21 protein-coding genes are annotated in these 24,061 nt (G+C 36.5%); 11 read left to right on the forward strand and 10 right to left on the reverse strand.

All coding sequences use genetic code 11. From position 1 onward, the window contains the following. Positions 1 to 19 precede the first annotated feature (19 nt). The 8 genes from trpA to IC610_RS02070 all read right to left on the reverse strand — a co-directional run bounded on the left by trpA (position 20) and on the right by IC610_RS02070 (position 7,674). Positions 20 to 796 carry a tryptophan synthase subunit alpha gene (gene trpA / locus IC610_RS02035; protein WP_191735003.1) on the reverse strand — a complete coding sequence of 259 codons (777 nt, stop codon included), beginning with the start codon at positions 794 to 796 and terminating at the stop codon, positions 20 to 22. A gap of 259 nt (positions 797 to 1,055) precedes the next feature. After that, positions 1,056 to 2,240: a tryptophan synthase subunit beta gene (trpB, locus tag IC610_RS02040; RefSeq protein ID WP_191735004.1), complete on the reverse strand. Its 1,185-nt coding sequence runs from the start codon at positions 2,238 to 2,240 to the stop codon at positions 1,056 to 1,058. Then, positions 2,227 to 2,895, reverse strand: a complete 669-nt coding sequence (locus IC610_RS02045) for a phosphoribosylanthranilate isomerase (protein ID WP_191735005.1) — start codon at positions 2,893 to 2,895, stop codon at positions 2,227 to 2,229. The genes trpB and IC610_RS02045 overlap by 14 nt, the downstream gene beginning before the upstream one ends. Before the next feature lie 21 nt (positions 2,896 to 2,916). Next, entirely contained in the window at positions 2,917 to 3,696 is a 780-nt protein-coding gene (gene trpC, locus IC610_RS02050) for an indole-3-glycerol phosphate synthase TrpC (RefSeq protein ID WP_191735006.1), read from the reverse strand. Between the two features lie 249 nt (positions 3,697 to 3,945). Continuing rightward, the gene (gene trpD / locus IC610_RS02055) at positions 3,946 to 4,935 is read right to left on the reverse strand and encodes an anthranilate phosphoribosyltransferase (RefSeq protein WP_191735007.1); all 990 of its coding nucleotides are present in this window, start codon (positions 4,933 to 4,935) and stop codon (positions 3,946 to 3,948) included. After that, positions 4,932 to 5,615 carry an endonuclease/exonuclease/phosphatase family protein gene (locus tag IC610_RS02060; protein WP_191735008.1) on the reverse strand — a complete coding sequence of 228 codons (684 nt, stop codon included), beginning with the start codon at positions 5,613 to 5,615 and terminating at the stop codon, positions 4,932 to 4,934. Before IC610_RS02060 ends, trpD begins: the two co-directional genes overlap by 4 nt. Positions 5,616 to 5,625: 10 nt before the next feature. Beyond that, complete coding sequence (locus tag IC610_RS02065) at positions 5,626 to 6,234, reverse strand: anthranilate synthase component II (protein WP_191735009.1); 609 nt, start codon at positions 6,232 to 6,234, stop codon at positions 5,626 to 5,628. 15 nt (positions 6,235 to 6,249) lie between these two features. Beyond that, positions 6,250 to 7,674, reverse strand: coding sequence for an anthranilate synthase component I family protein (locus IC610_RS02070; RefSeq protein WP_191735010.1), 1,425 nt, complete (start codon positions 7,672 to 7,674; stop codon positions 6,250 to 6,252). A 375-nt stretch (positions 7,675 to 8,049) separates the two neighbouring features. On the opposite strand from IC610_RS02070, the gene IC610_RS02075 reads away from it, so the two are divergent. The 7 genes from IC610_RS02075 to IC610_RS02105 all read left to right on the forward strand — a co-directional run bounded on the left by IC610_RS02075 (position 8,050) and on the right by IC610_RS02105 (position 14,370). Then, entirely contained in the window at positions 8,050 to 8,265 is a 216-nt protein-coding gene (locus IC610_RS02075) for a hypothetical protein (protein WP_191735011.1), read from the forward strand. After that, positions 8,265 to 8,633 (forward strand): c-type cytochrome, encoded by a 369-nt coding sequence (locus IC610_RS02080; RefSeq protein ID WP_191735012.1) that lies wholly within the window; start codon positions 8,265 to 8,267, stop codon positions 8,631 to 8,633. Before IC610_RS02075 ends, IC610_RS02080 begins: the two co-directional genes overlap by 1 nt. 3 nt (positions 8,634 to 8,636) lie before the next feature. Then, complete coding sequence (gene rlmF, locus IC610_RS02085; RefSeq protein WP_191735013.1) at positions 8,637 to 9,560, forward strand: 23S rRNA (adenine(1618)-N(6))-methyltransferase RlmF; 924 nt, start codon at positions 8,637 to 8,639, stop codon at positions 9,558 to 9,560. Between the two features lie 199 nt (positions 9,561 to 9,759). Continuing rightward, positions 9,760 to 10,110 (forward strand): hypothetical protein, encoded by a 351-nt coding sequence (locus tag IC610_RS02090; RefSeq protein ID WP_191735014.1) that lies wholly within the window; start codon positions 9,760 to 9,762, stop codon positions 10,108 to 10,110. A gap of 93 nt (positions 10,111 to 10,203) precedes the next feature. After that, on the forward strand, positions 10,204 to 11,904 hold the full coding sequence (gene lysS / locus IC610_RS02095) for a lysine--tRNA ligase (RefSeq protein ID WP_191735015.1): 1,701 nt from the start codon (positions 10,204 to 10,206) through the stop codon (positions 11,902 to 11,904). A gap of 108 nt (positions 11,905 to 12,012) precedes the next feature. Then, the gene (locus tag IC610_RS02100; protein ID WP_191735016.1) at positions 12,013 to 13,431 is read left to right on the forward strand and encodes a T9SS type A sorting domain-containing protein; all 1,419 of its coding nucleotides are present in this window, start codon (positions 12,013 to 12,015) and stop codon (positions 13,429 to 13,431) included. Between the two features lie 171 nt (positions 13,432 to 13,602). Then, the gene (locus tag IC610_RS02105) at positions 13,603 to 14,370 is read left to right on the forward strand and encodes an OmpA family protein (RefSeq protein ID WP_191735017.1); all 768 of its coding nucleotides are present in this window, start codon (positions 13,603 to 13,605) and stop codon (positions 14,368 to 14,370) included. 2 nt (positions 14,371 to 14,372) lie between these two features. Here the strand turns inward: IC610_RS02105 and IC610_RS02110 are convergent, their stop codons facing one another. Both IC610_RS02110 and IC610_RS02115 read right to left on the reverse strand, forming a co-directional pair. Further along, positions 14,373 to 15,386 carry a cytochrome d ubiquinol oxidase subunit II gene (locus IC610_RS02110; RefSeq protein ID WP_191735018.1) on the reverse strand — a complete coding sequence of 338 codons (1,014 nt, stop codon included), beginning with the start codon at positions 15,384 to 15,386 and terminating at the stop codon, positions 14,373 to 14,375. Further along, positions 15,383 to 16,726: a cytochrome ubiquinol oxidase subunit I gene (locus IC610_RS02115; RefSeq protein WP_191735019.1), complete on the reverse strand. Its 1,344-nt coding sequence runs from the start codon at positions 16,724 to 16,726 to the stop codon at positions 15,383 to 15,385. The genes IC610_RS02110 and IC610_RS02115 overlap by 4 nt, the downstream gene beginning before the upstream one ends. 218 nt (positions 16,727 to 16,944) lie before the next feature. Between IC610_RS02115 and IC610_RS02120 the strand changes: the two genes are divergently transcribed. From IC610_RS02120 to IC610_RS02135, 4 genes are all read left to right on the forward strand, one after another. Beyond that, positions 16,945 to 18,153 (forward strand): hypothetical protein, encoded by a 1,209-nt coding sequence (locus IC610_RS02120; RefSeq protein ID WP_191735020.1) that lies wholly within the window; start codon positions 16,945 to 16,947, stop codon positions 18,151 to 18,153. 2 nt (positions 18,154 to 18,155) lie between these two features. Further along, positions 18,156 to 20,090: a DNA topoisomerase (ATP-hydrolyzing) subunit B gene (gyrB, locus tag IC610_RS02125; RefSeq protein WP_191735021.1), complete on the forward strand. Its 1,935-nt coding sequence runs from the start codon at positions 18,156 to 18,158 to the stop codon at positions 20,088 to 20,090. A gap of 137 nt (positions 20,091 to 20,227) precedes the next feature. Continuing rightward, on the forward strand, positions 20,228 to 22,120 hold the full coding sequence (locus IC610_RS02130; RefSeq protein WP_191735022.1) for a DUF3857 domain-containing protein: 1,893 nt from the start codon (positions 20,228 to 20,230) through the stop codon (positions 22,118 to 22,120). A gap of 3 nt (positions 22,121 to 22,123) precedes the next feature. After that, on the forward strand, positions 22,124 to 24,061 hold the full coding sequence (locus IC610_RS02135) for a transglutaminase domain-containing protein (RefSeq protein WP_191735023.1): 1,938 nt from the start codon (positions 22,124 to 22,126) through the stop codon (positions 24,059 to 24,061).

Genomic DNA, 24,061 nt, shown 5'->3' on the forward strand with positions numbered 1-24,061 from the left:
GATACAAATTTAGTGATTTTTACCCTTTTATGGAATGGACAAAATCTATGGCGTCCTTCCTCCAATCTCTATTTTGTAAAAGGATGTTGACAAAGGCCGTTCCGATGATTCCGCCGTCTGCTTTTTCGGTGACGTTTTCAAAATCTTCTTTGGATTTAATTCCGAAACCGATCATAAAAGGGTTTTGTAAGGGAAGAGCATCAATTCTTGATAAATATTCTTCATTTTTTAGAACAGCATTTTCCTTTCCTGTTGTGGAAGATGAACTTACCGCATACAGAAAGCCCGAACTTAAAGAATCCAGATACAGAATTCTTTCATCTGAAGTTTCCGGTGTAATCAGAAAGGTGAAATTTAAATTATATTTTTCTAAAATTTTCTGATAATTTTTTTCAAATTCAATAGGCGGAAGATCTGGAATAATCAATCCCGAAACTCCACTTGCAGCACATTCTCTACAAAAGTTTTCAAATCCAAAGCTCAAAACCGGATTGATGTAGCCCATCAAAATGACCGGAATTCTGATTTCAGTTTTAATAGATTTTAACTGTGAAAATAATTTCTCAATCGTCATTCCATTTTTCAAGGCGAGTTCATGCGCTTTCTGAATAACCGGTCCGTCAGCAACAGGATCAGAATAGGGCATCCCGATTTCCATCATATCTGCTCCCGAATCCTGAATGATTCGGATTATTTCTGCGGTATCTTCCAACTGCGGAATTCCTGCAGTGAAGTAGATGTTGAGGAGTTTGGGCTGGGTGATGGATGATGGGTGTTGGGTGTTATGTTGGTTCATTTTTGATTTTTTTGGTTTTTAAGGATATTTATTCCTTTGTTTTATAGGATTTCATCCTATCCTTTGCTAAGACGTCACGTTGGGACTTTTGATGGGGGATTATAGTTTGGTTTGAGTCGTTCCGTTTCGTTTATGTTTAATAGGATTATGCCCTATTCTTTAGTAAGTCGTCCATTTGGGGCATAAGAGATAGGTGTTTTTATAGAGACATCAAACATCAAACATCAAACATCAAACACCCAGCATCAGACATCCAGTATCAATCCAGCTCCCTCAAATACGTTTCCATATCTTTATCGCCGCGGCCACTGAGGCAGATAACAACCACATCATTTTCGGTAAATCTCTTTTTATTTAAAACTGCCAACGCGTGGGCACTTTCCAATGCGGGGATAATTCCCTCCAGTTTTGTCAGTTCAAATGCCGAAACCAAAGCCTCATCGTCATTAATGCTGAAAAATTCTGCGCGGTTTTCTTTAAACAAATGCGCATGGAAGGGCCCAATTCCAGGATAATCCAAACCGGCAGAGATGGAATGAGGCTCGATAACCTGACCGTCATTGGTCTGCATAACCAGACTTTTACTTCCGTGCAAAACACCCAGCGTTCCCAAAAAAGTAGTAGCAGCAGATTTTCCTGAGTCAATCCCGAAACCACCTGCCTCTGCGGCAATGATTTTCACATTTTCTTCCTCCACAAAATGGTAGAAGGTCCCTGCCGCATTGCTTCCTCCACCAACACAGGCAATCACATAGTCAGGATTTTCTCTGCCGATCTGTTCATAAAGTTGTTCCTTAATTTCTTTTGAAATCACAGATTGAAATCTCGCCACCAAATCCGGGAAAGGGTGCGGTCCAACGACACTTCCAATCACGTAATGTGTTGTGGTGGAGTTGTTAATCCAATCCCTTAATGCTTCATTCACAGCATCTTTCAGCGTTTTTGAACCAGACGTTGCAGGAATAACGGTTGCTCCCAACATTTTCATTCTTCCGACATTAGGAGCCTGTCTCGCAATATCGACTTCGCCCATGTAGACAATACATTCTAAGTTTAGCAATGCACACGCCGTAGCAGTTGCCACACCGTGCTGTCCCGCACCTGTTTCTGCGATAATTCTACGTTTTCCAAGTCGTTTTGCCAGTAAAACCTGTCCTAAAGCATTATTGATTTTGTGCGCTCCCGTATGATTGAGATCTTCTCTTTTAAGATAGACTTTAGTTTTATATTTTTCACTCAAATTTTTCGCAAAATAGAGTGGAGTAGCACGTCCGACATAATTTTTCAGCAGATCCTGATACTCATTTTGAAATTCTTCGGACTCTATGATTTCAAGATAATTTTTCTGCAGTTCTTCAACATTTGGAAACAGCATTTCGGGGACAAATGCACCGCCGAATTCTCCGTAATATCCGTTTTGGTCTGGGTTTTTATAATTTTTCATATAATTTTTTTATTTTTTCTAAATCTTTCACCCCCGCCTCAATTTCAAATTTTGAATTGATATCCAGTGCAAAAGGTTTTTGTTTTAAATTTTTGATATCATCAACATTTTCCAGGGAAATTCCGCCACTTAGAAAATAGGGAAGTGGGACTTTAATTTCGTTCAGAATGTTCCAGTCAAATGTTTTTCCTGTTCCGCCAAAGGCTTTTGAATCGGTGTCGAACAGAAGATTTGAGATTTGAGATTTGAGGTTTGCGATTTTTTCTACTTCGATTACTGCTTCAGACTTCATATTTCCAACCCGGATTACTTTTATAATTTTTATAGTTTCACTTAAATTCTGCCTCAATCTTAAAACATATTCCTCATTTTCGTCGCCGTGAAGCTGGATGAAATTTAAATCTGCTTTTTCTGAAATTCCAACAATTTTTTCGACAGTTTCATTCACAAAAACTCCAACTTTTCCCTGATGATTTATTTTTGAAATCTCATCTAAACTCAAATGATTCAAAACAAATCTTGACGATTTTTCGTAAAAAATAAAACCTAAAAAATCAATTTTTAATGCCACTAATTCATTGATTTGGTTGAGTTGGGTCAATCCGCAGACTTTAACATGCGGTTGGCGGTTGGCTTCTTGCTGTTGGCTTTCCATTATTGGTAGATTGTTAGATTTTTACACTGCTACATTAGAAATAAATTCCGCGAATTTATTTCCAGGTTTTTCATCTTTCATAAAATATTCGCCCATCAGAAACCCGTCGAAGCCTTTTTCTTTCAGAAAATTAAAATCTTCTTCACTGTAAATGCCGCTTTCCGCGATGGATAAAGTCTTTTCCGGAAGCTGATTTTTCAGATGAACTGAATGTTGTAAATCCACCTTGAAATCTTTTAAATTTCTGTTGTTAATGCCTATGAAATCAACGTTTTTATCAATGTGTAGAAGTTCTTCTAAAGTGTGAATCTCGAGTAAAACTTCCAGATCTAAACTGTGCGCCAATTCAGTAAATTCTGAAACCTGATTCGGCGAAAGACAGGCTGCAATGAGCAAAATTACGTCAGCGCCCATCGATTTTGCTTCGTAAAACTGATATTCATCAATCATAAAATCTTTTCTTAAGATCGGAATGTTGATGTAGTTTCTGACATTGACTATATCTTCAATACTCCCACCGAAAAAATCTGTATCCGTTAAAATCGATACCGCACTCGCTCCAAGTTTTTCATAAGCAGACGCAATTTCCAAAGGAGAGACTTTATTGTTGATGATTCCTTTTGATGGAGATTGCCTTTTAAATTCAGCGATAATTCCGGATTTTGACTGTAATGATTCTTTCAACGATAATGTTTTTCTGTTGAAAAATTCTGAATCCTTTAACTGCTGCAATGAAATTCTGGATTTTGAATCTGCTATTTCCTGCTTTTTTCTTGCAATGATTTTATCTAAGATATTCATGTTGTTTATTTTTTTAACCACTATGGACACACGTTTTTCGCAAGGAACACAAGGTTTTGTGGATGTTGTTACTTTAATTTTTAACTAAATTTTCTACGTATAAAAACTTTGCGACCCGGCTTTAGCGGAAATCCTTTTTTTTGCGGTGTAAAAAGCCTGGCAAAAAAAGATTGGGAGCGGAAGACGGAAATTGTCGCCCTAAAAAATTATAAAATTAACTTTCGGGGAAGTCTATTTGTGGATTAAAAATTAGTTTTTGATCAAATTGTTGAAACTAATCAGGGCTTTTCCACTTTCTAAACTTTCTTGCGCCAACAAACGACAATCAGAATATGAACCCCATTTTTTTGTGTGATACAGCGCAACTGCAGCGTTCGCCACAACAACTGCATTCTGATCTGCCGAACCATTTCCTTCCAGAATATTTTTGAACAGTTCCGCAGATTCCTGAATGGTTGAGCCACCAGCAATATTTTGAGGATCGACAGGGTTGAAACCTAAATCTTTAGATGAATAAATTTCTTCACCATCTTTCGTAATGATCTTGCTGTCACCGATCAGGCTGATTTCGTCGTAACCGTCCAATCCGTGCACCAGAATAAAGTCGCGACTGTCTTTCTGAAGCAGATACTGATAAATTCTTGCAATCTCGAGGTTGTAAACACCAATCACTGAAAACTGTGTATTTGCGGGATTAACCAACGGACCGAGCAGGTTGAAAAACGTACGCAGACCCAAAGATTTTCTCAGAGCGCCCACAGATTGCAATGCCGGATGAAAATAAGGAGCGTGCAGAAAACAGATGTTTGCTTTTTCAAGATCCTGATTGAGTTCTTCAGATGTTTTTTTGAACTGATATCCCAGCGCTTCCAAAACATTTGACGAACCCGTAATGGCTGAGGCTCCGTAATTTCCGTGTTTGGTCACCTTCTGTCCGGCTCCGGCAACCACAAAACTCGCCAAAGTGGATATGTTGATGGTGTTTTTTCCGTCGCCTCCGGTTCCTACGATGTCGATCGTGTTTTCTGCTTCGATGCTTACTTCAACGGCCATGGTAAGTAGAGCCTGTCTGAAACCTTCCAGTTCTTCCAAAGTGATATTCCGCATCAGAAAAATACTGATGAAAGCGGTAACTTCAGTTGCATTGAATTTATTTTGAGCAATTTCAATCATAATCGCTTTTGCTTCCGATTTTGATAAGGTGTGATGATTGAAAAGGTATTCTAATATTTCTTTCATAATGGTTGAATTTTTTTTGAAATTTCACAGACAATCAGATTGTGATCTGATAATTTTCTGTCGGTATCAATCATGTTTGTGGTGTAAATTTTATCCTTCAAAAACTCTTTATTAATGACGGTATGGATGGCGCTGTCCTTATTTTTTTCTGTAATTATTTCTAAATTCTGAGTACTGAAAAATTCTTTAGTTTCTTCAATGACTTTTATACTTGGATATTTCCAGCCTGAGAATGAAATATTAAAGTCTCCTGAAAAACAAATATTTCCTTTTAAATTCTCAATGTCTTTTTTCTGTTTTTCCAAATCATTTTCGAAATGAAAACCTTTTCCTCCGAAACTTCCAATAATGCTCCCGTAAATCACCAATTCTCCAAAATCTGTTTCCACTGAGCCGCAAACAGTTGTGAAGGAATTATAAGTTGAGATCTGATTTCTGAACGGAAATTTTGAGTAAATACTGACTCTGTTTTCACCTTCAAAATAATTTTGATTATCGTAAAAAGAAGGAAGGGAATCGGTGTGAAGTGCGAAATATTCATTTCCAAAATCAATACAACGGTTCGTTTCTGTCACGATGATGATGTCCGCACTTTCATGTTTTACCATATCGTGAATCAGATTTATTTTTGCCAATTGATTTTTCTTCGGCCGTTCCAAATTCCAGGTTAAAATTTTCATTTTTTTAAATTTAATTCAACAGAAAATTCCTGATAATCTGTTCTCCATCCGGTGTCAGAATACTTTCTGGATGAAACTGAACGCCGTGAACATCATAATTTCTGTGTTGCAAGGCCATGATCATTCCGTAGTTATCGGTCGCCGTGATTTCCAGTTCTGATGGGAAATTTTCGGGATTGACTGCCCAGCTGTGGTAGCGCCCAACTTCAATTTCTTCGGGTAAATCTCGGAACAATTTTACATTTTCTCTCACAGTTTTGGAAGATGTTGCTACGCCGTGAAAAATTTCTGTCAGATTGATTAAATTTCCGCCGAAAGCTTCTGCAATTGCCTGTTGACCGAGACAAACTCCGAGAATACTTTTTGTTGGTGCGTATTTTTTAATTAAATCCAATAAAATTCCGGCTTCTTTAGGAATTCCGGGACCTGGTGAAAGGATTATTTTGTCGTATTTTTCGACTTCTTCCAGTGAAATCTCATCGTTTCGGTACACGTCAACTTTTTGATTTGAAATTCGCTCAATCATCTGAACGAGGTTGTAGGTAAAGCTGTCGTAGTTATCGAAGACCAATATTTTGGTTGTTGTTTGATGGTTGTTGTTTGATGGTATATTTGTCATTTTGTTTTATAATAATTAATTAACAACTAATTTCTCCGCCTTCTCTACCGCTTTTTTCAAGGCGTTGAGTTTGTTATTCACCTCCTGAAGTTCGTTTTCGGGAATTGATTTTGCAACCAATCCAGCTCCGGCCTGATAAAATAATGTATTGTTTTTGCTCAGAAACGTTCTGATCATAATCGCCTGATTGCAGTCACCGTTCAAACCGACCATCCCGATGCAGCCACCGTAATAACCGCGGGAATCTTTTTCATATTCGTTGATGAGCTGAAGTGCTTTGTATTTCGGTGCTCCGCTTAAAGTTCCCTGCGGAAAAGTGGCAGAAACAATGTCGAAAGGATTTGTATTTTCTTCAAGTTCCGCCGTCACTTCGCTGACCATGTGAATGACGTGGGAAAAAAGCTGAATTTCTTTCAGTTTGGTCACGGTTACATTTTTCCCCATTTTGCCTAGGTCGTTTCTGGCTAAATCTACCAACATCGTATGTTCGGCATTCTCTTTCGGATCTTTTTTTAAGGCTTCCGCAGACTGCAGATCGGTTTCAAAATCTCCGCTTCTTTTGAATGTTCCGGCAATGGGATGGATAATGGCTTTTCTGCTTTTAATAATCAACTGACTTTCAGGACTTGATCCGAATAATTTATAGTCTCCGTAGTCGAAAAAGAATAAATAGGGAGACGGATTGATATTCCTCAAAGCACGGTAAACATTAAATTCATCGCCTTTAAATTTCTGTTCAAATCTTCTGCTCAAAACCAACTGAAAAACATCACCTCGCATACAGTGTTTCTGCGCTTTTCCCACCAGTTCCAGATATTCTTCATCAGTAAGATTCGAAGTTTCAAAACCATCTTTTTCGAAAGGATAAACAAGAGCGTTTTTATTTTTAATTAAGTCCTGCAGCAGGCGCATTTCAGATTTTACACCGTCGATCTGATTTTCAATAAAGTGCATTTCATCATTAAAGTGGTTGATGGCAATCACGTACTGATACAGTCTGTAACGCAAGATCGGTATTTCGACTTCTTGGCTTTGAGGCTTAAACCTGATGTTTTCAAAAAGCGGAACGGCTTCAAAACTAGTATATCCAAAAAGACTCTGTGCCGTTTCTTCAATAGAATCATTTGTTTTTTCACAGATGAACGTTTTTGAAAATTGATTCAGTAAATCTGTCACTTTGATATTCTCCAAAGGCTTTTTCTCGGGACTTTCATTGGGGAATTTTACTTCAAACTCGTGAAGATTTTTAATTTCAATTCCCGCAATCGCATTGACGGCAATAAAAGAAAAATTGTTGTCGATATTCTTGCTGTCTGAACTTTCCAAAAGAATAGTGTCGCGGAATTTATCTCTGATCTGAAGATAAATATTCATCGGGGTTTGCAGATCTCCCAATGTCTTTTTTGAGGTGGTTTTTATATTGATTTTATTGGTAAACATTTAATAAATTTTTAAATAATTGACATAAAAAAAGACTTTAACGCAATCGTCAAAGTCTCTGTATGTTTTCTATAATATTCCTGCTGTAAAATTAACAACACGACAATAGCATCAGACCCGACGAAGAGTTTGATTGCCACCACCAATTTTTGTTAACTGAATTAATCATAGGACAAATGTAGAACTTTTTTTAATATCAGAAATAAAAAATATGAAAAAGTGAATTTATTTTGCGTTGAATCAGTTTAAATATGATTTAAAAACCTTTAATTCTCGTGTTTCAATAATTATTTTTATATTTTTGTGACCGAAAATAACAACGGATGAAGTCACCAACTGATTTCATTTAAAATTAGAAAAATAAAAAATATTCATATGAAAAAAGTATTAGCAATCGTATTTATCGGAGGTTTAGTAATGGCAAGCTGCTCAAAAAAGACAGATCATTCTTTACAGGACAGCAACACGATGTTGGAAGAACCGGAAGTAAAAACAGCACCTGCTGATTCTACAGCTAAGACCGAAACAGCAGCTGCTGCAGCTATTCCTGCGCCGTCACCATCTACAGATTCTACAGGAACAAACAAATAATGAAAAAACTGTTTTTGGCTGGAATGGCAGGCTTTTTTGTTATTTCATGTTCTAAAAAAGAGACTTCCGAACCGCAGTCTACAGAATCAAAAGACGTGGCGACTTCGGTTGTAAGCAATTCTTCGGGGCAAACCATGATTGAAACGTCTGACTGTCTGTCATGTCACAGCATCGACGAAAGAATGATTGGCCCATCTTACAAAGAAATTGCCGAAAAATATTCTGAAAAAGACATCGAACTGTTGGCCTCAAAAATCATTGAAGGCGGCAGTGGTGTGTGGGGTAGCGTTCCGATGCAGCCTCATCCCCAGTTTTCAAAAGAAGATGCTAAAAAAATGGTGGAGTATATTCTGAAACAGAAAAAATAATTCATGACCACCGAAAAATCAGGCCTGCACACAAGAAATCTGCACCGGAATTCTTACAATTTCGACGAATTGATTTCCTGTGTGCCGGAACTGAAACATTATGTTTTTAAAAATTCGTACGGAAATTTAACAATCAATTTCAGCATTCCGAAAGCGGTAAAGTTGCTTAACAAAGCTTTGTTGCAGCATTTTTATCAGGTGAAAGACTGGGATATTCCCGACGAAAATCTTTGTCCGCCCATTCCGGGACGTGCAGATTACATTCATTACATCGCTGATTTACTGGCAGGAAATTCCAAAGATATTCCTGGAGGTTTATCTGTAAAAGGTCTGGATATTGGAACTGGTGCCAATTTGGTCTATCCGCTGATCGCTCATAGATCTTATGGCTGGGAAATGGTGGGAACAGATATCAGCCAGAAATCTTTAGACAATGCGCAAAAGATTTTAGACGAAAATCCAGATTTTTCTGAAAATATTCAACTGAAATTACAGCCGGAATCCAATTTTATCTTTAAAAATATTCTTACTTCTAAAGATAAATTCACGTTCTCAATGTGCAATCCGCCATTTCATGATTCTGAGGAATCTGCACTAAAAGGCAATCTCAGGAAAACAAAAAATCTTCAAAATTCAAAAGTTCACAAACCCAATCTCAATTTCAGCGGACAAGAGGCTGAATTGTGGTGTGAAGGTGGAGAAATTGCTTTTATTTCAAAAATGATTGAGGAAAGTGTTTTGTATTCTTCACAGATTCTTTGGTTCACTACCCTGGTTTCGAAAAAGGAAAATTTATCTAAATTAAATTCACTTTTGAAGAAATTAGACGCTTTCGAGGTAAAAACAATCGATATGGCGCAGGGTCAAAAGATCAGCAGAATTTTAGCGTGGACTTTTGTTCCTAAAAATAGAAGGAATAGTTTTTAAAAGTGACTTTTTTATTTGGGCAGCAATTTCCGCCTTCCGTTCCCGCTTTTTTGTTCGTCGTTCCTCCTCACAAAAAGAGCTCCACTCAAGTCGGGCTGCGGTTTACTGATACTTAAGAATTTAAGCGTTTTTTTAACTGAGAAATAAATCAGACTTGCAATTAATTTGTATATTTTAAACATAAAAAATATTAAGTAAAATGAATGCAAACAAATATTTTAAAGATGAGTTTTGGGGATTTTTCTTTTTAATGATTTTAATTTTTATGTTTTCTCTTCCGTTTTGTTTAGAAATTGCGGACGATTATGACGGTAGAAATTTATTTGCTGAAATCTGTGCTTTACCAATGTACTATTTTGTTTTTCCATCTATATACTTTAATACTTCATTTTCAAGTCCACCAAGTATTAAAGAATATATATACGTAAGTTTTATAGTTACTAATATTTTATTCAACATTACATTATCTGCAGTTATATTTAGCCAAATTTATATTTATCTTATTAAGCAATTCAAAGCCAAATCTGTAAACTCTTCGGCAAAGGACTAATCACATTCTGTCAAATCGATTAAAGCCTGAAAAATTAACTTCCATACAACCTTAAATTTCCTTATTTTTGCAATTCGAAAAAATTGAATTATAATGCAATTATCAGAACAGGAAATCATTAGAAGAGAAAAGCTGACTAAGCTTGTTGAAATGGGAATCAACGCATTCCCGGCAGAAGAATACACGGTTACAGATACTACAGAATCTATAAAACAGAATTTTTCTGAAAGTAAACAGGTGAAGATTGCGGGCAGACTGATGTCCCGCCGTATTCAGGGGAAGGCTTCTTTTGCTGAATTGCAGGATTCTACAGGGAAAATTCAGGTCTATTTTAACCGTGACGAAATCTGTACGGGAGAAGACAAAACTTTATACAACGACGTTTACAAGCACCTTTTAGACATCGGTGATATCATCGGTATTGAAGGAGAACTTTTCACAACTCAGGTTGGCGAAATGACGGTTTTGGTGAAAAACTTTACGCTTTTAACGAAAACTTTGAGACCACTTCCTCAGGCTAAAACGGATGAAAATGGAGTAGTGCACGATGCTTTCAACGATCCTGAAATGAGATACAGACAGCGTTATGTAGATTTAACGGTGAATCCGCAGGTGAAAGATATTTTCGTTAAAAGAACTAAATTGTTCAATGCAATGAGAACTTTCTTCAATGATGCAGGATATTTTGAAGTTGAAACTCCAATTTTACAGTCGATCCCTGGTGGAGCGGCGGCAAGACCATTTATTACGCATCACAATGCTTTAGACATTCCTTTATATTTAAGAATTGCGAACGAATTATATCTGAAAAGACTGATCGTTGGTGGTTTTGACGGTGTTTATGAATTCTCTAAAAACTTCAGAAATGAAGGGATGGACAGAACACACAATCCTGAATTTACCGCTATGGAAATTTATGTAGCTTACAAAGACTACAATTGGATGATGGATTATACCGAGAAGTTATTGGAATTCTGTGCAACGTCTGTTAATGGAAGTTCAGAATCTGTTTTCGGGGAACATACAATCAGCTGGAAAGCGCCTTACCCAAGAGTTTCTATGACGGAAGCGATTCAAAAATATACAGGTTTTGATATAACGGGTAAAACCGAACAGGAGTTGTTTGATTTTGCAAAATCTATCGGAATTGAAGTGAATGAGACGATGGGGAAAGGAAAATTAATCGACGAAATTTTTGGTGAAAAATGTGAAGGAAACTTCATCCAGCCAACTTTCATCACCGATTACCCAATTGAAATGTCGCCTTTAACCAAAAAACACCGAAGCAAAGAGGGCTTAACCGAACGTTTTGAACTGATGGTTTGTGGTAAAGAGATTGCCAATGCATATTCAGAATTAAACGACCCAATTGACCAAAGAGAACGTTTCGAAGAGCAATTGAAATTAGCTGAAAAAGGTGATGATGAAGCTACAGGATTTATCGATGAGGACTTTTTAAGAGCCTTAGAATACGGGATGCCGCCAACTTCAGGTTTAGGAATTGGAATGGACAGATTGATTATGTTCTTAACGAACAATCCGTCGATTCAGGAAGTATTGTTTTTCCCTCAAATGAGACCGGAGAAAACAGTTCCACAGGTTGAACTGGGAGAAGATGAAAAAGTGATTCTTGAGATTTTAAATTCCCGTGAAGAAGTATTTTCTTTGGCTGAAGTAAAAGAAAGAAGTCAGTTATCAGGAAAAAAATGGGATAAAGCATCTAAAACTTTGACCAAAGGAGGTTTGGTGAAGGTAGAGAAGATTGATGAGAGTGTTTTGATGAAGTTGGTTTAGAATTATATATACCACATATTTATAAAAGCAGGCATTTATTGTCTGCTTTTGTTTTTTTAAGAAAGAATATTAACTATTTTTGATATAACACTTAAAAACCAATATTTTATGAAAAAAATAGTTATCACCTCGCTTGCGTTGGTGGCTTCACTTGCCAATGCACAACTCAGTCTTGTCGCCGATTCAAACTTTGGTAACAACAGCATCGTAGATTTGGGATCCGGCTTGAGCGGATTTTTATCTTATCATTTTTCAGATAATAAAATTATCGTGCAGAATTATGATATGACAAACAATTCTACAGACTCAAGAATTACAATGCTCAGTAATAATGGCTCAGTAGATCAGACCTTCGGAACTGCAGGTTCTTTTTCATGTCCTTTGTCTTACGGCACTTCCTCCAGCGGAGATTTTATTCACAATTTTGGTGATGTGAGCCTGATGATGTTTTCCGGAAAGAAATTTCACTACAACGGAACTTTAGATCAAACTTACGGAACAGCAGGTCAGTCACAGATTCTTCCAAATGAAATCTACCGCAAAGTTTTGCCGAACGGAAAACTTCTTATCAGAACTGCAAACAGTATTTATCAGTTTAATGCTTCCGGACAGCTGGATTCAGCATTTGGTACCAACGGAACGATGGCATGCAACAGCACTCTTTCAAATTTCAGCAGCACAATTTTCAGCAATCATGAGAAATATGTGCCCCTCCACACAGGAAATTCGATAATAGAATATGAATCTAACAGCTCTTCTCTCCGAAAAATGAATTACACCACAGGTAATTACGACATTAATTTTGGTATCAACGGAAACGCACAGTATAAGACAGGACCTTCAGCAACCATTATGAAATTTCACATGATGCCAGATAATTCGTTGGTAAATTATCTGTTTGAAGATAATGACCCTTCTGTAAAATTTCTTACAAAAACCTTATCTACAGGAATGCTTGATACCTCTTTCGGTTCCAGTGGCAGGATCGGATTGCCAGCAGTTATTGACGGTGTCAATTTACTGTACGGTCAGGATTTTACAGTAGTGAATAATCATGTTGTAATTCCTGTTTTGGACGATGGTTTTCCGAGAAAATTATACTTAATGAGTGCCGGCAGTAATAATGTGAGCACAATAAACAGTCAGAACCTTTTAGATACAGGCATTACCACGTCAATGTATAATCCTGACGATAAAATTTTTATCTCTGCAAAAGGTAATTATCTCTATCTGATGATCAATCCGACAATAATTAAAAGATATGTGATTTCAAACAGTATTCTTGCAACTAACGAAGCAGAAAGCGAAACCGACATCAGATTTGTCAACCCTTTTCAGGATGAACTGAATTTGTTTACCAATGAAAAAATTAAATCTGTTGAAATTTATGATCAAAACGGAAGATTAATTTTAAAAAATTCTTCGGCAAAAACTGTAAACACATCCAATCTCACTGAAGCTATTTACATTATTAAAATCACTACAGAATCTGGTAAAGTTGTTACCAAAAAGGGGATGAAACTATAACTAAAATAAAATTAACTTATTACAACCCTTGAATTTCTGTTTGAGGGTTTTTTATTTTTAAGTTTTTTAAACAATAAAACACTATTTTTCCGTTTTTAATAAAATCATTTTGAGATGAAATACTTTGTGTTGTTTTTTGCACTCTTCTATTGTTGTGAAATGGATGCACAAATGCTCACATCAATTTATTTTAAGAATAATTCGTATGATTTAGATTCAGAATCAAAACAGAAACTAGACAGCCTTTCAAAATTAAAATCCAATCTTACTTTCAGAATTTTCGGAAATGCCAGTTCCTTAGGAAGTGAAGATTTAAATAAAAAACTTTCGGATCAGCGGGCAAAAACGGTTGGCGAATATTTGCAAAAGCAAATAGGTAAAAACATAAAACTTTCGGGCTCTGTTGGTTTGGGGATTTCTAAACAGATTAACGACAACAGCACGGAAATTTTACAGGCAAAAAACCGCCGTGTGGATATTTTTATTGAAAAAACTTTCGCTGCCGGAGAAAAGATTTCCAGAAAACCGCATCCCAGTTTTTTTGATATTAAAATTGAAATGATGAAAATAAAGGATACCTTCTCACTTCCCGATGTTAATTTTATCGGCGGCCGTCACAACTGGCTTCCCAAAGCAAAACCAAGACTGTATCAGCTTTTAAAAATTTTACGGGATAATCCAACGCTGGAAGTTGAACTTCAGGGCCATATTTGCTGTGATTACGAGAATTTTGACGGTGAAGATCAGGATTTGGGAACTTTTAATCTTTCTTTTACCAGAGCAGATTTTATCAGGCAGTTTTTGGTGAAAATGGGCGTAAATTCCGAACGCATAAAAGCGGAAGGCCAGGGACATCTCAATCCGGTCGTCTATCCTGAACTTACGGAAGAAGACCGCACTAAAAACAGGCGGGTAGAACTGGTTTTAATTAAAAAATAAATCTATGAACGTCTTTTAGAAGCCTTTGAAAATGAAAACATCAGATAAAACAAAAACGGCAGAATGAAAATTGATCCCAGAATCAATCCCCAGCCCAGCACAGAAATCGTTTTTTCCGCTGCAATGTGTTTCAGTAAAGAAAGGTGTTGTCCGTTTCCTAAAAGAATAATATCCGGATTGTGCTGATAGGTTGCCGCAACCAGAATCATAATGATTTGAAATCCTGCCAAAGCTCTCACCGGAAGTAATTTTCTTTTGTGCATTGCTCTTAAAATTAAACCTAAAGAAACCGTAGCAAAAGAAATTGACATCACGCCTAATGATTTAGAAAAAATCCATTTAGTTAAAGGAATACCGGAAAAATAAGCAGCTGAAAAAACCAATAGTCCTGAAATCACTACAAAAACCATCGTCTGATGTGATTTTTTAATCATCAAAGCCAATTCTAACCTGTCGCTGATTTCGCGTAAAGAAAAAATGGACGCCAGATAAGCACAAAGCGAGACGGTAAACAATCCAACCGACACCCCAAACCAATTGAGCCAGCTGAAAACGTACAGATCTAAAAAGTTTTCAGCATCAGGATTAATTGATTGCGAAACCGTTGCTGCAGCGATTAAGCCTAAGAAAAATGGCGTTAACAGACTTGCATAATAAAAGATCTGCGTATAAATAATCTGCCATCGGTCTTCCACCGCATCGTAGTGTCTGAAGGTAAATGCAGTTCCTCTTGCAATAATTCCCACCAACATCATCACCAGAGGAATGTGAAGGTAAGTGGACATCGTGGTGTAAATTTCCGGGAAACCGACAAACAGAATCACAATTGCAATGATCAGCCACATATGGTTGGCCTCCCATATGGGTGCAATCGATTCGTACATAATTTTTTCGGTGTACTTTCTGTTTTTCTTTTTGGTCATTAATTCCACAATTCCTGCTCCGAAATCAGCGCCGCCCAAAATCACATATAAACATACGGAAAGCCACAGGAAACCAATAACAACGTAGATCATGATTTTTTAGATTTAGAGTTAAACTGCGCGTCTGTAGGATCGTATAGTTTCGGAACCATTTTGATCTGTCTGTTAAGAAGAAAAATAATAATCAATGAGAGCGAAACAAATATCGCTGTAAAAAAGTAAAATGAATACTGAATTCCGGGCATTGGAGTTACCGCGTCTGCCGTTCTCATAATTCCGTAAATAATCCAGGGTTGTCTGCCCACTTCGGTAACTGTCCAGCCTGCTTCCAAAGCAATATATCCAAATGGTGTGGCGAAAAGAAATGTTTTCAGTAACCAGTTTTTATTTAACCAATCTTTTTTGAAAAAGAAAGCGTAGAGATAAACACTTCCGATGGAAATCATCACTACTCCAAAGAAAATCATAATCTGGAAAGCGTAATGTACAACGGCAACGGGCGGCCATTCATCTTTAGGAAAATCGTTAAGACCTGTCACTTCCGCATTAAAATCATTGGTTGCCAGAAAACTTAATACTTTTGGAATTTTTAAAGCATAATTGATTTCACCTTTATCTTCATCAGGAATTCCCCCAATCACAAAAGCTGCGCCTTTTTCAGTTTCAAAATGTGCTTCCATAGCAGCTAATTTTATCGGCTGTCTTTCTGCAACAGATTTTGCGGCAACGTCACCACTCAAAGGTGCGCCAAAAGCTCCAATCAATGCAAAGCCGGCAGCAATTCTGAACGCTTTGGTATGAAATTCAACGTTCTTTTTTCTCATAATTAATAAAGCATGAACTCCTGCAACCGCAAATCCTGTCGCACAAAATGCCGCGACCGTCATATGCAGAGCCTGCGGCAACCAGGCTTCATTGAACATAGCTTTTATAGGATCGATATTGACGTATTCTCCATTAATATAATCAAAACCCGTAGGTGAATTCATCCAGGCATTCGCTGCAACAACCAGAATTCCTGATGCCAAACCGCTTAATCCAACCAAAAATCCGCAGAACCAGTGGAACCATTTGTTGAATTTATCCCAACCGTAAAGAAAAAATCCAATGGCGATAGCTTCAATAAAAAATGCTGTTCCTTCTAGAGAAAACGGCATTCCGAAAATCGGTCCAGCGTGTTTCATAAAACCCGGCCAGAGCAATCCTAATTCGAAAGAAAGCATGGTTCCTGAAACCGCTCCGGTGGCAAATAAAATGGCAACGCCTTTGCTCCAGGCTTTCGTAAGTCCTTTATAAATTTCGTTTCCTGTTTTCAGATATTTCCAGTGGGCAAATGCCATGAGAAAAGGCATTACCATTCCCACGCAGGCGAAAATAATATGAAATCCTAATGAGAGTGCCATTTGGGCCCGTGCAGCTAAGAAATCGTCCATAATTTTAATTTTTCAGTTGAAAGTTACGGATAAAATTATGGTAACATAATATGATTTAAAACATTGCAATTATTTCAGATTTGGGTTGTAACTTTAATGTTTTTTATCTCCGGAAAGGACTCACTTTCTTAGGATAAATTCTGGTATTTTAAGATTCAAAATACTTTCATAAGTCGAAAAAAATCACGATATTTGTAAGAATTTTTATTCAAAACGAAGTGCAAAGAAAACGAAGTGTAAAATTATTAAACAGAAAGGGTGCTATCGCCTTTTTTCTTTTTTCTGCTTCATTTTATTCTGCTCAGTTTATGAATGGGTTGAATCGTATTTATATGCAGGAAGGAGAGAAAATAAATCTTCCCAGAGAATACAACTTTTTTGTAAATGAACAGAAAAAAAATTCACATGAAATTTTTTTTAAAAACCTTCAGCATTCAGATGGAAATGGAGGTAGTTTCAATTCTTTAGATTTAATTTTCTTCGAAAACAAAAAGTACGATTTTTTGAAGACGGGATTTGTGATTGTTCCTGAAATCAACAGCAAATTGATGGGTAAACCGATTTCTACAGTCCCGGTAAGAGCCACAGGTACTTGGAAAGCACCCAAAGGAACCGTAGATTTTGACACCTACAATCCTCGAAATAATACCACGAATTTCTTTTATATGAAGTTTTTTGGTAACATTACTGATGAACAGCTGTTAGCTCACTTTTTTAATATGAAAGTGGCAAATTTTAATAGTAAAATAGATAACTCCGTACAGTTTATCAGGGATATTAATAAAGCAAATAAAATTCAGATTAATGAGAATTTTGATTCAGAATCACCTGGTCTGTTGACTAGGTTATGTAAGGAAATAAATAGTAAGATGCCAGATTCTGATTGTAATTTTGCTCCATACAAAGCCTATCTGGCAAACCCTGATGAGGATAAAACCAGAAAAAACCTTGATGACTTTTATGGGAGTATTTGGAATAATGGAGTGGACGATGTAACCAATGAGTATATTCTTCCGAGAGGAAGTATTGATTTACCGCAGAAAGCTTTGAAACTGGTACTTCCGAATCAGTTCTTTTACGGAAAAAGCAAAAATGATCAATCTGACGTATTTTTTTACATCAACAATATTCAGCATAATTTAACATACGATTTCAAATTAAAAACATATGTTTTTATATTTAAAATAACTCCATTTGCAGACAGTCTTTCTTCCGATTTTAAATTTATTAGCAGCTATCATAATACGCTCAAAGGAAAACAGGAAGTTGGAGAAATTGAGGTGAAAAAAAATGAGATTAAAAATATTGAACTTTTATTATATCCCGACAGAATGGAAGTACAGGTTTATTTTAAGGGAAATGATAATAGATTCGATTACCATTATAAATTGAAAAATATATTTAATATTAAAAAGAACAACCAATAAATATGAGTCAAAAACAATATAATGCAGGAAGTATTCAGGCCCTTGAAGGGATGGAACACGTTCGATTAAGACCGTCCATGTACATCGGTGATGTGGGTGTGAGAGGTCTTCATCACTTGGTTTATGAGGTAGTGGATAACTCTATCGATGAGGCATTGGCCGGACATTGTGACACCATTTTGGTTACGATACATGAAGGAGAGAGTATATCTGTCAAAGATAACGGTAGAGGAATTCCTGTAGATTTTCACGAAAAGGAACAAAAATCAGCTCTCGAGGTTGTAATGACCAAGATCGGAGCGGGTGGTAAATTTGATAAAGATTCCTACAAAGTTTCCGGAGGTCTTCACGGGGTTGGGGTATCTTGTGTGAACGCGCTTTCTACTTTATTAGTTGCGACGGTAAGCCGTGACGGTAAATTATACCAGCAAAAATACTCTGAAGGTAAGGCTCTGGCAGACGTTGCTGAGATTGGTACAACAGACGAAAGAGGAACCGAAGTTTTCTTTCAGCCGGATGGCACCATCTTCCAGGAATTGGTGTACAATTATGATACACTTGCCGCAAGATTAAGAGAATTATCTTTTTTAAATAAAGGAATTACGATTACACTTGTTGACGAAAGAGAAAAAAATGAAGACGGATCTTACGCTTTTGAAGTTTTTCATTCTGAAGGTGGGTTGAAAGAATTTGTAGAGTTCATCGACGGAAACCGTGAATCTATCATGGAAAACGTTATTTTCATGGAAGGGGAAAGAGAAAATATTCCTATCGAAGTGGCAATGCGTTACAACACTTCATTCAGCGAGAATCTTCACTCTTATGTCAACAATATCAATACGCATGAAGGAGGTACTCACCTGGCAGGTTTCAGACGTGCTTTAACGAGAACTCTGAAAAAGTATGCTGATGATTTAGGTATTCCGGCTAAAGAAAAAGTGGAAATTACAGGAGATGACTTCCGTGAAGGTTTAACAGCTGTAGTTTCTGTAAAAGTAATGGAACCTCAGTTTGAAGGTCAGACGAAAACTAAATTGGGTAACTCTGAAGTTTCCGGTGCGGTTGATAAAATCGTTGGCGAAATGTTGAGCAACTTCCTCGAGGAAAATCCTAATGAAGCAAAGCTTATCGTACAGAAAGTTGTTTTGGCTGCAAAGGCAAGACAGGCAGCGAAAAAAGCCCGTGAAATGGTTCAGAGAAAATCTCCGATGGGAGGTTCCGGTCTTCCGGGAAAATTGTCTGACTGTTCTTCAAAAAATCCGGCAGAATCTGAATTATTCTTAGTCGAGGGAGATTCGGCAGGTGGAACTGCCAAGCAGGGGCGTGACAGATTTTTCCAGGCTATTTTACCGTTAAGAGGTAAGATTTTGAATGTTGAAAAGTCAATGCTTCATAAAGTTTACGATAACGAAGAAATTAAAAATATTTACACGGCACTCGGAGTTTCTGTAGGAACTGAGGAAGACAGTAAAGCTTTAAACTTATCTAAATTAAGGTATCACAAAGTTGTGATCATGACCGATGCTGATATCGACGGTTCTCACATTTCAACTTTGATTCTGACGTTTTTCTTCAGATTCATGAAAGAAATGATCGAAAACGGTTATATTTATATCGCTCAGCCACCTTTATATTTATTAAAAAAAGGTAACAAAAAGATTTACGCTTACAACGAAAAAGAGCGTGAAGAATTTACTCTTGAAATGGCTCCTGATGGAAAAGGTGTTGAGGTTCAGCGTTATAAAGGTCTTGGGGAAATGAATCCTGAACAGCTTTGGGAAACTACTCTGAATCCTGAACACAGAATTCTGAAGCAGGTAACGATTGATAATGCAGTAGAAGCTGACTCTGTATTTTCTATGTTGATGGGAGATGAAGTACCACCAAGAAGAGAATTTATTGAGAAAAATGCAAAGTATGCTAAGATTGATGCATAACTGATCACAGAAAATTATATATTAGGGAAGACTTTTTTAAGTCTTCCCTTTTTATTTCTCAGATTATTGAATATTTTTAAATATTTATTTAACATTTAATTAAGATTTTTATATTTTTGGTGAAAACTATATTCACGATGAAAATCATAATTGCAGGAGCTTTATTAGTGGCTTCATTTTATTACTCCCAAACATATCCTGTTTCTTCAATCTCTTCTGAAATTAAAAAAAATGCCAGTGCGGTCATCCGAAGTGAAAGCACTCAGGTTGAAATTAATAAGATCGATGAGATTATTTATAAAAATTATTCTGCGGTAAGCGTTCTCAACAAAGAAGCGGTGAGTTTTGCTGTTCCAAAAATATTTTATCAGAAAGGCGATGTCATCAGCAATGTAAAAGTTGTGGTTTATGACGAAAGCGGAAAGAAAATAAAATCATTTTCCAAAGGTGATTTTCTGGATATCGCAGCGAACAGTCAGGGATCTTTTTATTCAGACAGCAGGGCGTTAATTTTGTCCTACACTCCATCTGTATTTCCTTATACCGTAGAGTTTTCATACGAACAAAAGGATGAAAGCACGGTTTTTATTCCCGATTTTACGCCGTTCGCCAATTTCAATATTTCCCTTGAAAAAAGTACATTTTCGGTGGTAAACAATTCAGGAATTAATCTCAGATCTAAAATTTACCCGTCACCATTCGGTTATGCATCCGTAAATGCCGATGACAAGGGCAATACAAAGACTTATACTTATCAGAATATTCCTGCGCTGGATGAGGAAGTTTTGGTTCCGAATCCTCAGAAAATTCTGCCTAAAGTAAGTTTTTCTCTTGATGAGTTTAATCTTGTCGGGAAAAAAGGAAAAATTACGACTTGGAAAGATTTCGGATTATGGTATCACAACAGCCTGTTAACGCCTGTTTCAGCATCTACTCCACAAATCAAGGCGGAAATTGCAGCTTTAAATCTTACCGGAACCAAAGAAGAAAAAATAAAGAAAATCTACCAGTACATGCAGAGCAAAACAAGATATATTTTTGTTTCTCTTGGGATTGGAGGCTGGCAGCCAATGTTACCTGATGATGTTCAGAAAAAGGGCTACGGAGATTGTAAAGGTCTTACCAATTATATGAAAATATTGCTTGATGAAGCTGGAATAGAATCGCATTACGCAATCATCAATTCAAATCCTTCAGCAATAAGTTTTGATAAAGACTTTCCGAAAATGGGCGGCAATCACGTTATTCTGGTAATTCCAACTGAAAAAGGAAATATCTGGCTGGAAAATACATCGCAGGAAATTGCTTTTAACCATTTGAGCTACAGTACCACAGACAGAAATGTTTTGGCGGTGAAACCATCCGGAATAGAAATTATTGATACTCCGAATTACACAGCACAGCAAAACAGAGAAAAACAGTTGATTAATATCGTTTTGAATGCTGATAAAACCATTAACGGAAAAGCAAAGATGCAGTACACCGGAAATCAGTATGATTTTAATCTCGGATTTGCGGGTTTGTCTCAAAAAGAAAGAAATGACGCTTTAAAGTCACAGATGTCTATGCTGAATTTTGAGAATCTTGAAATGAATGACTTTAAAAATGACCGCGACGTGGCATCCATTAATTATGATCTTAGTTTTAAAGCTTTAAACTACTCAAAACTGGTGGGCAGCAGTCTTATTTTCAGAGCCGTACCTATTTATTCAGAAGGCTTTTTTCATGATAATGAGACACGAAATTTACCGTTCGAAACAAAATTTGCCTACGAAGACGATTACGAAATCGCTTACGAACTTCCCGAAGGCTACTTCATTGAAGAATTGCCACAAAACGGAATCTTAACTTCTGAATTTGGAACATACAGCCTGAGTTTTGAGAAAAAAGAGGCTCAGCTGATTGTAAAAAGAGTTATTCAGATAAAAAAAGGCATTTACAACAAAGAAAAATACAATGATTATGTAAGCTTCAGAAAAAAAATTCTGAATGCAGACAACTCAAAAATAATGATCTCAAAAAAATCATAAACCATGAAAAAAATATTAATAACATTCTGCTGCGTTTCAGCGGCTTTTCTGTATTCCCAAAAGCATGAGTTTCTCAAAATGCCAAAGTTCACGATTGAAGACTTAAAAAAATCTAAATCTGCAATTGATGAAAAGGCTCCGGCAGAAATTCTGTATAGATCTGTTCACTACAGAATTGACGATACTTCCGGAGATCTTCTGAAAAATATTTCCTACAGAATAAAGGTTTATGATAAAGATAAAGTGGAGGATTGGATGAATCTCGAAATCTCGCTCTACGACAATAATTCCGGAAGTAAAGAGGCTTTGAGATCAATGAAAGCTGTAGTGTACAATCTTGAAAACGATAAAATTGCAGAAACAAAAGTTGATAAAAGTTCAAAATTTAAATCAAAAGAAAATAAATACATCACGGTAAATAAATTTGCATTCCCAAACATTAAAAACGGGTCGGTGATAGAGTATAAATATGAGGTTTCCTCACCTTTTGTTTATCAGGTTCCGATGGCTTACATTGAGCTGGATATTCCTTCAGAGTACACAGAATACGTTTTTGAATCTCCTGTAGAAATGTCTTACCATATAGATTTAACTGGCAGTCTTTTTCCCAAACACCGTAAAGTGGAAGAGGCGCAACTTTATGGAAGAACTTCCAAAACCTATCGTTTTGCTTATGAAGATCTGAAAGCATTTAAAACTGAAAAATTTGTAAAAAACGGTGACAATTACCGAACTAAAATACGTGCTGAACTGCATTCAACCTATTTTAACAACAACCTTAAAATATACACTGCAACCTGGGAAGATATTAGAAAAAAGCTTTGGGATGATGAAGATTTTGGAAATCAATATAGAAAAGACCGTGTTGTAAAAGAATTATTATCTGCCGAAATACTGAATGAAAAGGATGAAATGAAAAGAGCAAACCTGATCCATAATTTCGTTAAATCTAATTATACCTGGAATGAAAATAACGGATACTACGCAGAAAATGGATTGAAAGATCTTATAAAAACCAAAACAGGAAACAGCGGAGACATCAATCTTATGCTTTTGAGCATGCTACGGGGTGCGGGTCTGAAAGCTTATCCTATTCTCATCTCAACTGTAAAAAATGGAATTGTAAATGTAAGTTTTCCAAATGTGGGAAATTTTAATTATTTGGTTGTCTGTGCAGAGATTAAAGGAAAATCTCATTTGTTTGATGCCACATCAAGACAGTCATCAGAAGGGATTTTGCCATCCAGAGCTTGGAACAGTACAGGTCTTCTTTTAAAGGATGATAAAGCTGAAGTTATCTCTCTCAACAATATCAAAATGTCTTACAATTATTTGACAACCAAAGCAAAAATTAATGAAAACGGAAGTGTATCTGGAATGTATGAAGATCGAGACGTTGGATTATTTGCTATGAATGCCAAAGAAAATTATGATGAAAATCAGGAAAAATATAAGAAACAGTATAAAGAGAACTTTTCTGTAGATTTCACAGATATAAAATCTAATGTGCTTGAAAACGGAGATTTTGAATCTAAAATGGCATTTACTTCCGAAAATATGATTGATAATGTTGGCAAGAAAAAGATTTTCAATCCGTTATTATTTCTGCATTCTTCCAAAAATGATTTTGATCAGGCTGAAGAGAGAAAGTATATCATCGATTTCGTATCGCCAGTTTCTAAAATTAAAACCGTTGAAATTGAGATTCCGGAAGGATACGAAATTGGAGATTTGCCCAAAAGCAGAAAGATTGTTACTGAAGACAAAGAAATCAGCTATTCCTACGTTGTAGAAAAAACCGATAAAAAAGTAAAGGTCACTTCACAATATAAAATTGAAAGTGCAGATTATCCTAAAGAATATTATCCGGCCTTCAAGCAAATCTGGAAGGTGATTTCTGATAGTGAAAGTCAGGTGATGAGCTTAATAAAAACACATTAA

Origin of the sequence: Chryseobacterium caseinilyticum (assembly GCF_014837145.1) — a bacterium.
Classification (GTDB): domain Bacteria; phylum Bacteroidota; class Bacteroidia; order Flavobacteriales; family Weeksellaceae; genus Chryseobacterium; species Chryseobacterium caseinilyticum.